Below are 12,225 nucleotides of genomic sequence, written 5' to 3'. Positions count from 1 at the left end.
CGCGCGGCGCATTGCTAGAGGCGCCGCGTATCACCTCTGCAAACTCTAGGGGACCGACATGGTCAAAACGATGAAAGCCGCGGTGGTCCGCGAATTCGGCAAGCCACTGGTGATCGAAGAAGTAACCGTACCGACGCCCGGCGCCGGCCAGATCCTCGTCAAGATTGCCGCGACCGGCGTGTGCCACACCGATCTGCACGCCGCCGACGGCGACTGGCCGGTCAAGCCGAAGCCGCCCTTCATTCCCGGACATGAGGGCGTCGGCTATGTCGCGGCGGTCGGCGCGAACGTCAAGCACGTCAAGGAAGGCGACCGGGTCGGCGTGCCCTGGCTCTACACCGCCTGCGGCCATTGCAAGCACTGTCTCGGCGGCTGGGAGACGCTGTGCGAGGAGCAGCAGAACACGGGCTATTCGGTGAACGGAAGCTTCGCCGAATACGTCGTCGCCGATCCGAACTACGTCGGCCATCTGCCGGACCACGTTTCCTTCGTCGATATCGCGCCGATCCTGTGTGCCGGCGTCACCGTCTACAAGGGCCTGAAAGTCACAGATACCAAGCCCGGCGACTGGGTGGTGGTCTCCGGCATCGGCGGCCTCGGGCACCTGGCGGTGCAGTACGCCAAGGTGATGGGACTGAACGTCATCGCGGTCGATATCGACGACGCCAAGCTCGACCTCGCACGCCGGCTCGGCGCCACCTTGGGGGTGAACGCCCGGCACGAGGATCCCGCGGCCTTCGTGAAGAAAGCCGTCGGCGGCGCTCAAGGCGTCCTTGTCACCGCGGTTTCGCCGAAGGCCTTCGAACAGGCCCTGGCGATGGTCGACCGCGGCGGAACGGTGTCGCTGAACGGCCTTCCGCCGGGTGATTTCCCGCTCTCGATCTTCGACACCGTGCTGAACGGCATCACGGTTCGCGGCTCGATCGTCGGCACCCGGCTGGACCTGCAGGAAGCACTCGATTTCGCCGGCGACGGCAAGGTGAAGGCGACCATCGCGACCGACAGGCTGGAGAACATCAACCAGATCTTCGCGCGGATGCACCAGGGCGAGATTCAGGGCCGCATCGTCATCGACTTCGAGTCGTAGCGCTGAGATCTACGAACCTCCAGCAACGCAGCGGCATCCGGTTTCTCCGTCCGATGCCGCTGCGTTCGCTGAATGGCGAGTGACGCGCGGTCAGGCCTTTCCGGCCAGCGCGGTCACGAACTCCCGATAGGAATGCAGCGGGCGGCCCAGCATTCTGGTCAGGCGCTGGACGTCGCCGCGCTCCGGCACCATGCCGTCGCTGACATAGGCTCGGCCATCAGCCTGCCGGCATAACACGCCCCGCCAACGCTGCGCTGCAACGGCGAAGCCGGTTAGTGACCAGCCGCGGCGGCGTGCTGTGCCGCCATCTCCACATCCGCCGCGTTGACGCGCTGGAATGCGGGCCGCGCGGTCACACGATCGGCGTAGCCCACGAACATTTCGGTCTTCGGCACCAGCCCGAAGCTCATCGTCCAACTCAGGGCCATGCCCCACAGCACGTCCGCGGCTGTGAAGCGCTCGCCGAGCAGATACGGCCCGTTTGCGAGTTGCGCTTCGAGTGCTCGGAGCATGGTGTCGTAGTCCGCATAGGGCGACATCGCCACCGGCGCCGGCTCGCGCTGCATGAACTTGTCGACCACCGCCGGCTCGAACGATGAGCCGTAATACGCGATCCAGCGCAGATACGGTCCGCGCAGCGGATCGTCCAGCGCCGGCGCGAGGCCCGCCTGCGGAAACAGGTCGGCGAGATAGATCGTGATCGCGACCTGTTCGGTGACCAGCGCGTCGCCGCGGCGGATCGCCGGCACCTTGCCGAGCGGATTGACCGCGAGATAGCCGGGCTGACGCTGCTCGCCGGCCTTCATGTTCAGCACATGCAGGTCGTAGGGCGCGCCGAGCTCCTCGAGCAGCACGCGCGTGCCGGTCGCCCGGGCTTGCGGCGAATAGAACAGGGTCAGTCGGTTCGGATCGGTCACGGCGCTCTCCATCGGCCAGCTGCGAGCGACCTTCATATCTGCCCATACCTGACATCTTGTGTCAGGTATGGTTCAATGAATCATGCGCGCGAGCCGGATGCTGTCGATCCTCACCACCCTGCAGGCCAAAGGCCGGGCCACCGCGCCTGAACTGGCCGAGGCCTGCGAGGTGTCGGTGCGCACGATCTATCGCGACATCGACGCCCTCGCCGCGTCCGGCGTGCCGGTCTATGCCGACCGCGGCGCCGACGGCGGCTATCGGCTGCTCGACGGCTATCGGGTGCGGTTGAACGGCCTGTCGCAGAGTGAGGCGGGCGCGCTGTTCCTCGCCGGCCTGCCCGGCCCCGCCGCGGCGCTCGGGCTCGATGCCGCGATGATCGCCGGCCAGAACAAGCTGATGGCCGCGCTGCCGGCGAATGTGCGCGAAGATGCCGGCCGCATGCAGGAGCGCTTCCACCTCGATGCGCCGGGCTGGTTCAACGAAGCCGACGAGCCCGCGCACCTGCGGGCCATCGCCGGCGCCGTGCTGCGCGGCACCTGGGTCGACATCCGCTACCAGAGCTGGCGCGCGCAGAAGCAGCGCCGCATCGCGCCGCTCGGACTGGTGCTGAAAGGCGGCAGCTGGTATCTGGCCGGACAGTTTGATGGCAACGTTCGAACCTATCGCATCGCCCGCGTGCTCGACTGCACGCCGCTCGACGACCGCTTTCCACGCCCGGCCGATTTTGATCTCGCCGGCTACTGGCAAAGCGCGACGCTGCGCATGGAAGCCGAACTGCATCCAAACGTCGCCACCGCCCGGCTGTCCCCGCTCGGCGTCAAGCTGCTGAATGCGCTGAGCCAGCCTTACGTCAAGGCACGAACCCAATTCGACGACGTGGCCGATGCTGATGGCTGGCGCGTGGCGAGAATTCCGGTCGGCACAACGGTCTGGCATGCGGCCGCCGAGTTGCTGCGGCTGGGACCGGAGGCCGAGGTACTGGAGCCGGCGGAGCTACGAGAGACGATCGCAGAGATGACACGGGCGATGGCGGAGCGGTATGGGTCGTCACGTCGGAAGTCTGTCTCTCCGAGGTGAGGCACAGTTGCACATCGCCGATGATCGACGCTTGTTGTTCGCCATCATGCTCCAAAGCGCGCGGCCGCGAACGCATTTCGCTCAACTCGGCGACCCGCAGATGAAAGCGATCAGGCGGTGATGTTCACGCCACGGACTTCGCCCTGATAGCGCTGCATCGTGTTGAGCGCTGTTTGCAGGCGGGTGAACCGATCGGAGTCGTTCGTATTCTGTGCCCGCGCCATGCCATTGCGGACCGACTGCATGAAATCGACCTTCTGCGTATCGTCGAGTCCGGGGGACGTACCGTCGGGCCGAAAGCTCACGGTCATGCTGACGAAGGTGGAGCTTTCGTCGAACGTCATCTCGCCACTGGAGATCTTGCTGTTGATCCAGTCGAACAGCTGCTGACGCGTCATCTGGGTGAAGTCGGTCTTCTGCACGCCGCCGCTGTTGGGTTGACGCGCTGCTGACGTATCGCCAGACGCCGAGGCCGTCGCAACCTTGGCGCTGCTGGTCCAGGGGTTGATCATCTGGGCCGCATACGACCCGATTCCGGAAATGCTCATGGCGCGCCTTCGATCCGACCGTTCGACGAGACTCGAAGCAACCACCGTGCCATCGGGAACCGCGATGTTTCTCTTTGTTTCCAAGGCAAGTTACACGTCGCGCGCATCACATCCGGCAGCAAGCAGGAAACTCTTGCCGGGTGCCGGTCGATCTTTGCCGCGCCGCGACGATCGCGGAAAGCCCGGTAAGCGCTGCGCTATCAATCAGGGAGAGAACGTTTGAACGAAGGTCTCGTGGTGATCTCCGGCTGCTCCGGCGGAGGAAAATCCAGCCTGCTCGCCGAACTGAAAGCCAGAGGACATCGCGTGGTTGAAGAGCCCGGCCGACGCATCATCGCCGAGGAAACGGCGAATCGCGGCAACGCGCTGCCGTGGCGCGATCTCGCCGCGTTTCTGCGACGGGCGATCGCCATGGCGATCGCGGATCATGCGGCAGCCGCAGGCAGCGCCGGCTGGACGTTCTTCGATCGCGGCCTCGTCGATGCGGCTTCGGCGCTTCAGGAACTGACCGGCGAGCAGGTCCTGCATCCGCTGTGCACGGCGCACCGCTATCACCGGCAAATGTTCATGGTGCCGCCCTGGGCGGAGATCTACGTCACCGATACGGATCGCCGGCACGGCTTCGAGCCGGCCGTTGCGGAGTATCAACGGCTCGCCACGACCTATCCGGCGCTGAGCTACGACGTCGTGCTCCTGCCAAAGACAAGCAGCGTGGCCCGCGCTGATTTCGTGCTGTCTGCCCTTGCGGAGCGCGATCACTAAGGCCGGCAGCCCACCGCCTCGGCTTCCTGAATGCTGCAGAACCAGCGCTGGCCCGGCCCCATCTTGAGCTTGGCGTAAGAGCGGCCCCCCGGTCGCTGGTAGGTGCACTGGCCACCCCGGCTGAAACTACCCTTGATGGTGCATTCCGGGGATGGCGGGTCGGCGGTGGCCGCGGTGCCGAGCAGGATCTCTGTCGCCGAGCCCGGCGCCCTGTCCGCTCCGACAATCTTGGTCTGACGGTTTCGATTGCGCCAGGCCGAAGGCGGGATGAACGCGCCCGACCAGAGGCCGGCCTGTGCCTCGCGGGCGGTCGCCTCCGACGCTTCATAGGCGCGCGACCCCGCCAGCGATAAGGCCCACCCGGAGCGCACGATCCACTCTTCGACACTCTCCGTGCCGACTGCACAACTCCCGAGCGACCTGCCAAATTTGTCGCGGCCGGCCACCTGACAGGTCCATGATTTATCGCCGAACCGCTTGATCAGTTCGTCGCGCGCCGCAAGGCCGCACGTCCACCCCGTGCCCTTTTCGTCGACGCACACCTGATCGTTCTCCGGCACGTCAATGCCCTGCAACCGGATCTTTGTGCCTTTGATCTCGATCGTGCCGCCGTCGACAATCTGCGGGACACCCGCGACTTCGATAGCGTCGTCACCGGGCAGGCAGACGTACTGCGTTCCCCGCATGCCCAAGCAGCGGGCCGCGCCGAGTGTGAAGTCGATCTTGACACCGGTATCGCGCGATTTTCCATACGGTCCGCGATCGTTGATCCGAATATTACAGGTGCGTCCGTTCGTGGGATTGGTGACCGTGACACTGGTCCCCAGTGGATATTCGTGAGACGCAGCCGTGAGGCTGTCGTGCCTCATCGGTTCGCCACTGCTGGTCCGCGTTCCGATCGTGTACAGCGAGGCGAGTACCTCTTTGCCGGAACCGCAATTGCCGGTCCGATGCACGAACCTGTGCACGGTGTCCCAGCCACCCGCGTTGGCAGCATTGCTTGCGAGCACGACCACCATCGCGACCGCGCTGCAAATCGCTCCCTTCGAGATACTCCGCATCAGACCTTCGCCTTGCAAAACGCTTCGCTTAACACAGTCTTTGCGGAAATGAAGTGGCGCGTGCTGACGGCAGGTCGGCGCCGTTCGGATGCCGGCAGTTTCACAGCGGAGTGGACGATCAATCGAGATTCGGGGGTCGATCGCCCCGGAGTGGCCGCAATGTGGTGGTGGGATTGCACAGAGTGTCTGCGGCGCGAGCTCGCACCACCGGTGGGTCGGCGTTGGCGATGTCGAACAGCACCATTCGTCAGGGGACGACGGCGACTTCACAGCAGCCCGACCGACTGAGCGAGCTGCTCCGATGGCTTATGATGCGGTTTCTGAAATAAGCAGACAATCACTCAGCCGTCTGTTGAAAGGCTGATCGCTTTCCACGCTTCGATTTCCTTTTTCAGTGCTTCGATCCGTCGCGACACCAATTCAACGGCATCGCTTCCGAGCAGAAGCTGCGGCGGCGGATTGTCGGAATCGATCAACGTCAGCACCGCGGCTGCAAGCTTTTCAGGATCACCGAGTTGATGGCCGCTCTTGGCTTTCCGCGCCGCTCGGATCGGGTCGAACAGAGCATCGTAGTCCGCGATCGAACGCTCCGTTCGGACCATCGAGCGCCCCGCCCAATCGGTTCGGAAAGAGCCCGGACAAAGTGTCGTCACATGCACACCGAACGGCGCCATCTCGGCGCGCATCACGCCCGATATTCCCTGAAGTGCGAACTTGCTCCCGCAGTAATAAGCGATGCCCGGCATGGTGATCATGCCGCCCATGGACGTGACGTTCACGATGAACCCGCGGCGCCTTTCGCGAAACCGCGGCAGAAAGGCCTTGGCGACAGCGACGGCGCCGACAACGTTCACGTCGAACTGCCGCCGCATGTCCTCAAGCGGCGACTCTTCCAGAACGCCTTCATGCCCATAGCCCGCGTTGTTGATCAACACATCGACGGGCCCGTGGTCGTCTTCGACCTCGCGCACGACGTCTTCGATCTGGTCGAACTCCGTGACGTCGAGCAGCGGATCGCACGTCCGGCACGTGCTCGTTCAGGACGGCTTTGGCGTCGTCCGATCGGACGGTGCCGACGACCCGGTGGCCCTGACGGCTCGCCGCCGTCGCGATCGCCAGGCCGAAGCCGGAATTGGCGCCGGTGATGAAAAATGTCTTCTGGGGCATGCGCGCCTCTCTTGTTGGCTTCATGCCCATGACCAATAATATTACGCGGCTCGAAATCGATCGGGATTTCTGTGAAAGAATTGCCTATTCCTATGATCTCCGTCGACGACCGCCTCGACGACCGGTCGTTGGCGGAGCTCGCCGCTCCCCTTGCGCCGAGCCAGGGATACAATCCGACCCGGCTCCGAAATGTCAGGATTCTGAAAAGCGAGGCCGTGCTTCGCGACGTGCCTGTGCTCTACAAGCCGGGTGTGGTGTTCGTGTTGCAGGGCCGCAAGCAGGGGCTGCTGGACGGCGAGGTCTACCGGTACGATGCACGGCACTATCTGGCGGTGTCCGTGCCGGTGCCGTTCCGCATGGAATCCGACGCCAGCCGCGCGCATCCCTTGATCGCGGTCTATGTCGATTTCGACATGACGTTGGCTGCCGAACTCGCCGCGATGCTCGCGGGGCGGCAGGAGGGGGCCGATGCGGCCAGGGTGCGAAGCCTGACATCCAGCAGAATGACGCCCGAGATCTCGGATGTCGTGCGGCGTCTGTTGCGCGCGCTCAGCGATCCACTCGAAGCCGACGTTCTCGGCGCGGGCCTTCTGCGCGAGTTGCACTACCGCGTCCTGGTCGGCCCGCAGGGCGCGGCGATGATTGCGGCTTTGCGCCAGCAGGGCTCATCCGGCCGAATCGTTCGGAGCCTTGTCCGGCTACGCGAGAGTTATGGGTCCAACATCACCGTTGCGGCGCTGGCGAATGAAGCGGGCATGAGCATCCCGTCCTACCATGTGCACTTCAAGGCGCTGACGGGAAGCAGCCCGATCCAATACGTAAAGTCGATGCGGCTCCACGAGGCGCGGCTCATGATTGCACGCCAGGACCGGTCGATCGCCGACATCGCCGCCAGCGTCGGCTACGCAAGTCCGGCTCAGTTCAGCCGAGACTTCAAACGACATTTCAAGCGCACGGCGTCGCAGGAAGCCCAATGGATGCGCCAGCACCTGGGTGAGTTCATCTAGCAATGTTCCCCGCATGCCCAGGCACTTCGCCGCGCCGGGCGCGAAGTCGATCCTGACGCCCGTGTCGCGCGACTTGCCGTACGGTCCGCGATCGTTGATGCGGATCTGGCAGGTGCGGCCGTTCACCGGATTGACGACCGTGACGCTCGTCCCGAGCGGGTAGTCGAGAGACGCCGCCGCGAGGCTGTCGCGGCGCATCGGCTCCCCGCCGCTGGTCCGCGTTCCGATCGCGTACAGCGAGGCGAGAACCTCCTTGCCTGGCCCGCAATTGCCGGTCCGATGCACGAACCTGTCCACGGCGTCCCAACCGCCCGCATCGGCACTCTAAGTCGCGAGCGCGACCAGTATCGCGACCACGCCGCCAGCCGCCCTCTTCGAAATGCTCCGCATCAGTCCATCGCCTCACAAGGGGCTTCGCATAACCCAGTCGCCGGGGAAATGAAGGGCGGGACACTAAGGAAGAGCTGTGTCGCTGCCGGTTATACGGGCGACAGGCCGCGCACGGGACCGCAACCCGCCTGCGCGACATTAACTTTCTGGTGACTTCAGATGGGCGGGGTCGCGGCCTTGAAGCCGGCTGCCTTTACGGTGCAATGCAGCACCGCTGCGTGGAGAGCGCGCCAGCAGCAACACGTTTGAGAGAATGCGCGCGTCGGCTTCATGCGAATCGGAGAAGCAAAAGGTGCACAAAGCCGTTACTACCCAATCGCATCGACATTCAATGAATCACAACTACCTTACGCTACGCGCACCTCAGCCTCTTCAAAGAATTTTGCCCGAATCTCGACGCCAGAAGCGCCACCGAATTGGATCACGCTGGCACCACTCGAACAGCCCCCTTGCAACTTGGCGTACTGAGGGTGCAAACTTGTCGCTGTCGCGAATAGCGGAAAGAACTCGCGCACTCTCTGAACTCTGACCGAAGAGCGGCATTAAACTGTAACTGACGCTCGGCCGCTGGAAGTCCTCATCGTCCGGCAACATCGAAATTAGCTTGGCGATTTCGTCAACGTCGAAAGTCAGAACCTCCGCAATCGCTGAAGCACGAATATCGTTGGGAATCTCGTTGGAATAATAACCTATATCGTCATGCCCTAGCAGCTTTGCTAGTGCAATGGGGAGGTTGAGTGTCAGTTGATTGGCTGGCCTCGACTTAAACGCCTTGATCAAACAATCCCATGCCGCCGCCTCGCGATAGTAGCGCGATCGAATCGTACGAACACCAAGATCGTGCGTCTCAATGTCCGCGTCCATGACCCACGTGGACAATCGTTCGAGAGAAACGTTCGGCGCTTCGCCGAGAAGAGTCGGAACCAAAATTGATGAAAAATCTGATTGGTCAAACCGATTCCAAAGTCTCTTTTCAAAATTGAATGTGGCTCCAACCTTGGTATTGGCCACTCGAAATTGCCGCGCAGCAGTTTGCAAATCTATCCACCAAGCTAAATTTTCCGCAGGATCATAGACCACACCTAGAGTTACAAGGTCATGTTCAGCCCAGAAATGGATGTGCGAAGCCGTCGCGGGTAATCTGCAGGTCGTACGAGAAATATAGCTAACACCAGACTTGATTTGAACCGCGACTTCACGTGGGCGAACTTCACCATCCACAACCAACATCATCGTGGCGTCATGCCCAAAATCATGTTGCAGATTGATTTCCTTTAACAGGCAGCCCGCTTTCTCCACGACGTCGCGCACATAGTTCACCCCAGATCGCTCAGTAATGAGGTTTCCGCGAGTTCTCATTGGACATGCCGAACCAATCTCATAAGTATACCCACCCCTTTTGCGACTTAACGCGGACTAGCGCCATAGAGCCGCCCAAGGCTTTATGCGCGCCCACCACTCTGCTGGCGTCAATATCCGCAAAGGTATTTGCCGCAACCGATCTCGCTTCTTCACGATTGTCGCTCTGTCGCAACTACAGAAAGCGTCGCAACCGAGTCCAATTGCATTCCCAATTAACTCGCGGTCGGCCGCATCTGGTAGAGCAGCGACAAAAGGTGCTTCGATCAGCTTGCGTCCGAGTTCGTTGGAATATCTGCGATCATCGTCATCGAGGTTCTGGTTTACAATTCCAATTGCGTAATCGAGAAATTGCCTCGCAGGGAGTTGTCTTTCGTGCACGACAATTCATCGAGCGTCTTCTGCGATCCTACAATGTCCCAGTCTGCCCGCGCGCCGACATAAAACACGTGCACAAGCGCCTCAATGTCTTCTGCCAACGTAGCGTCTATTTCTCGCGGGATCGGTGCGTGATCGAAAATAGCCTCACAATACTTCACAAGTACATTTATTACGTTTGTATCCAAGAACACTCTTTTCGGGATTTGCTCGAAGGGAAAGCGTCCGCAATCCTCGCTGTGCTCCTCCGGCGTTCGGTAAAGCACATACCTTTCCTGTATGGCAGCCACATCAAATCACTCCCACTCGATTATTCTTTGTCAGGGTAGCGCGTTGATTTTTCGACATAATTTTTCCTGCCGGGATTACTGAATCCGATAGGCGATCCGTCAAAAATTTTTGCTACTGATTTTCCAGCAGAAAATCACGATCTTGCGTTGAACGTCGTTTCCGAATCTATCGGCAACGATCGAGAGATTTATCGACGCGTCGAACACAAGAACCGACGCGCGATAGCGTGAACGCCATTCCGTAGACCGGGCAAAAAAGACCGTCAACATCAACGTCACGTGGAGCCTGACGTCCGATATGTGCAGTCATTCCGCGCACTATCTGGTCGATTTGCGAGCCACCGCTTCCAGGTCGGCAGCCGCGCTGGACGTCCAGCCGTTCCGCTGAGCCCACCGGCGAATTTCAACAGGGTCGAATGAGTGGCCTTCCTGACGAAGCCGCGCGATTGTGCGCTCTGCATGTTTCTTGTCTGAGGGATGATTGAGTCCGGTGCTCAAGTTGATGGCTTGGGTCAATCGCTGCAGCGCTTCCTCCACGGGGCTGGACAAACTACTGACCGGCGCTGCTCCAGCGGTCGTTCCTACTATCTGAGCTTCCCACGTTGCTTGCCACTCCTTGCCCTCCGTGTCGTTCCACGGAAGATAGACAATCGCTTGCGCTCCGATTGAATCGTCGAGCTTGTTCATGTCTTTATCTGAGATGTGTGCGCCAATTAGAAGCCCTTCGGACGAGCTTCCCCGGAAGGTCTGAGCACTTTCCAGTTTCATCTGGATGCCTTGGTCAATCAGAACGGCTTGCCCCTTTACCAGTGCGTTCACGGCGTTTGTTCCCAGGAACTCGGCCACAATCGTTCGATCGAAGCCTCCCTTCTGCGGCACGACCAACGTCACACTGGCGATATTCTTCGCTTTGCAAATTTCGAGGACGCTCTTGAAAGCGAGCCGGACTTGGTCCGGCGACCGCTCAACTACATACCGTACGATGGACAATTTATTCTTCCTCCCCTTCGGGACTCAGGACGCAACAATATGCGAAAGGCAACTAGCGTCGACCAGAAAAAGCAGATTTCCCGGATAAGCTGGATGATTGGGCGCATGGTTTGAGTCTCCCTTCGCTTCGCGCACCGCCTCGAGGATCCGGCTTTTGGTGACACGGCCGAGATAGCTGTCCGGTCGCCAGCTGGCTTCGACCATGTCGAGTTTGACGGCGTGCGCCAGCCGGCTGATTGTGGCGGACCGCTCGATCTGCCGCACGATCATTGCCGGTCAAAAATGAATGTCGCCGACTGCGAGCGCGCGCGTACCCAGGGATTCTTGAGGAATACGGTGTCCTTTGGCGAAGAGAGCTTCGACGGGATCGCGCAAGTATTCCGGAAGCCAAACGAGGTCGGCTACTGTTGCCTTTTCAGTGCGCTGTAGACTTGTTCGCGTACCGCGGTCGAGAAGCCAAGCGTAGAGCGCCGCAGCAGGTTGAAGCGCCAGGCTGCCCCGAAGCGCACGGCGCTCCGCTGCCCGGCTCGCAATGCGCAGCCCCGCGGGGTCGAGATCGCCAAAGTAGAAAAGTCCTTCGGACTGGAACCGACTGATCAATTCGTCGATAAACATTTCATCGTAGGCCAGACTCTTGCCGTGACCGCCGCCGGCATAGGCAACGGCGGCGTAGCGTCCCACACCGCGGTTCCAGGCGGAAAACGAGGCCCATGTGTCGTTGTTCTCAACAATGAGGATCGGCTGGCCGCGTGCAGCTGCGGGTCCCGCCTCGAATGGCAAAGGAATGGGGCATAGACGGCAACCGAGTGAACTGAGACTGACTTGCCCGAAAAGATTGGTTGTACCGCCGCGTAGTTGATCGAGCCGCTTTTCGTCGCCGAAAATCTCTAACGAACGTTCCTTGATCGGCACGATGAGGCTCAAATCGGGATCACTTTTGAGCCATTCGTTGATGCGCTTAGCCGATTCTAGCCGCAACCGGTTGCGCTCTCCTGCTGCAAAACTAAGCAATGGATGCCAAGCATAGCCGGCAATAATGACGGGTGGTCGGGGTTGTCGTTGACCGACAAGCATAACAAATCCCGGCAGGGCCGCACCGCCGGCGCGGTCCCAGCTTCGTCTTTGCTTGGGAAGAAGTATCTCACCCGTGTCCGCAGCATTGAGTAGCGCCTCAGCCAAGCGGGTGCGCCG

10 protein-coding genes and 4 pseudogenes are annotated in these 12,225 nt (G+C 61.2%); 4 read left to right on the top strand and 10 right to left on the bottom strand.

What is annotated here, in order from left to right:
• Window positions 1–58: 58 nt before the first annotated feature.
• On the top strand, window positions 59–1,087 hold the full coding sequence (gene adhP, locus IP86_RS14665; protein WP_054163273.1) for an alcohol dehydrogenase AdhP: 1,029 nt from the start codon (window positions 59–61) through the stop codon (window positions 1,085–1,087).
• 90 nt (window positions 1,088–1,177) lie between these two features.
• On the opposite strand, the pseudogene IP86_RS29390 reads toward adhP, so the two are convergent.
• Together IP86_RS29390 and IP86_RS14660 are read right to left on the bottom strand one after the other, a co-directional pair.
• Window positions 1,178–1,320, bottom strand: a pseudogene (locus IP86_RS29390) (NmrA/HSCARG family protein); the annotation flags it as partial.
• 39 nt (window positions 1,321–1,359) lie between these two features.
• The gene (locus tag IP86_RS14660) at window positions 1,360–2,004 is read right to left on the bottom strand and encodes a glutathione S-transferase family protein (RefSeq protein ID WP_054163292.1); all 645 of its coding nucleotides are present in this window, start codon (window positions 2,002–2,004) and stop codon (window positions 1,360–1,362) included.
• Window positions 2,005–2,086: 82 nt separating this feature from the next.
• On the opposite strand from IP86_RS14660, the gene IP86_RS14655 reads away from it, so the two are divergent.
• Window positions 2,087–3,082, top strand: a complete 996-nt coding sequence (locus tag IP86_RS14655; protein WP_054163272.1) for a helix-turn-helix transcriptional regulator — start codon at window positions 2,087–2,089, stop codon at window positions 3,080–3,082.
• 110 nt (window positions 3,083–3,192) lie between these two features.
• Here IP86_RS14655 and IP86_RS14650 read toward each other — a convergent pair whose 3' ends face one another.
• The gene (locus IP86_RS14650; protein WP_245290628.1) at window positions 3,193–3,714 is read right to left on the bottom strand and encodes a hypothetical protein; all 522 of its coding nucleotides are present in this window, start codon (window positions 3,712–3,714) and stop codon (window positions 3,193–3,195) included.
• A gap of 135 nt (window positions 3,715–3,849) precedes the next feature.
• Here IP86_RS14650 and IP86_RS14645 point away from each other — a divergent pair, with 135 nt between their 5' ends.
• Window positions 3,850–4,392, top strand: coding sequence for an AAA family ATPase (locus tag IP86_RS14645; protein ID WP_054163270.1), 543 nt, complete (start codon window positions 3,850–3,852; stop codon window positions 4,390–4,392).
• Here the strand turns inward: IP86_RS14645 and IP86_RS14640 are convergent.
• Both IP86_RS14640 and IP86_RS14635 read right to left on the bottom strand, forming a co-directional pair.
• On the bottom strand, window positions 4,389–5,453 hold the full coding sequence (locus IP86_RS14640; protein WP_054163291.1) for an RlpA-like double-psi beta-barrel domain-containing protein: 1,065 nt from the start codon (window positions 5,451–5,453) through the stop codon (window positions 4,389–4,391). The two genes, IP86_RS14645 and IP86_RS14640, sit on opposite strands and share 4 nt — an antisense overlap.
• A gap of 341 nt (window positions 5,454–5,794) precedes the next feature.
• Window positions 5,795–6,620: pseudogene (locus tag IP86_RS14635) on the bottom strand (oxidoreductase).
• 92 nt (window positions 6,621–6,712) lie between these two features.
• On the opposite strand from IP86_RS14635, the gene IP86_RS14630 reads away from it, so the two are divergent.
• Window positions 6,713–7,627: an AraC family transcriptional regulator gene (locus tag IP86_RS14630; protein ID WP_054163269.1), complete on the top strand. Its 915-nt coding sequence runs from the start codon at window positions 6,713–6,715 to the stop codon at window positions 7,625–7,627.
• Between the two features lie 69 nt (window positions 7,628–7,696).
• On the opposite strand, the pseudogene IP86_RS29385 reads toward IP86_RS14630, so the two are convergent.
• From IP86_RS29385 to IP86_RS14605, 5 genes and pseudogenes are all read right to left on the bottom strand, one after another.
• Window positions 7,697–7,825, bottom strand: a pseudogene (locus IP86_RS29385) (nuclease); the annotation flags it as partial.
• A gap of 564 nt (window positions 7,826–8,389) precedes the next feature.
• Window positions 8,390–9,337 carry a DUF4365 domain-containing protein gene (locus IP86_RS28080; RefSeq protein WP_197279816.1) on the bottom strand — a complete coding sequence of 316 codons (948 nt, stop codon included), beginning with the start codon at window positions 9,335–9,337 and terminating at the stop codon, window positions 8,390–8,392.
• A 1,025-nt stretch (window positions 9,338–10,362) separates the two neighbouring features.
• Window positions 10,363–11,034 carry a DUF1889 family protein gene (locus tag IP86_RS14615; protein WP_054163266.1) on the bottom strand — a complete coding sequence of 224 codons (672 nt, stop codon included), beginning with the start codon at window positions 11,032–11,034 and terminating at the stop codon, window positions 10,363–10,365.
• Window positions 11,035–11,142: 108 nt separating this feature from the next.
• A pseudogene (locus IP86_RS28720) lies at window positions 11,143–11,262 on the bottom strand (plasmid stabilization protein); the annotation flags it as partial.
• 48 nt (window positions 11,263–11,310) lie between these two features.
• Complete coding sequence (locus IP86_RS14605) at window positions 11,311–12,213, bottom strand: Wadjet anti-phage system protein JetD domain-containing protein (protein WP_197279814.1); 903 nt, start codon at window positions 12,211–12,213, stop codon at window positions 11,311–11,313.
• Window positions 12,214–12,225: the final 12 nt, after the last annotated feature.

Source organism: Rhodopseudomonas sp. AAP120, from assembly GCF_001295845.1.
In the GTDB taxonomy this organism is placed as follows: Bacteria; Pseudomonadota; Alphaproteobacteria; order Rhizobiales; family Xanthobacteraceae; genus Rhodopseudomonas.
The sequence above is the reverse complement of the archived record's forward strand: the minus strand, read 5'-3'. Positions and strand labels throughout refer to the sequence as shown.

What these genes read in the sequence shown, in the direction of transcription:
- adhP (WP_054163273.1), top strand. Translation starts at nt 59, where the DNA reads ATGGTCAAAACGATGAAAGCCGCGGTGGTCCGCGAATTCGGCAAGCCA.
- IP86_RS14655 (WP_054163272.1), top strand. Translation starts at nt 2,087, where the DNA reads ATGCGCGCGAGCCGGATGCTGTCGATCCTCACCACCCTGCAGGCCAAA.
- IP86_RS14640 (WP_054163291.1), bottom strand. Translation starts at nt 5,453, where the DNA reads ATGCGGAGTATCTCGAAGGGAGCGATTTGCAGCGCGGTCGCGATGGTG.
- IP86_RS14630 (WP_054163269.1), top strand. Translation starts at nt 6,713, where the DNA reads ATGATCTCCGTCGACGACCGCCTCGACGACCGGTCGTTGGCGGAGCTC.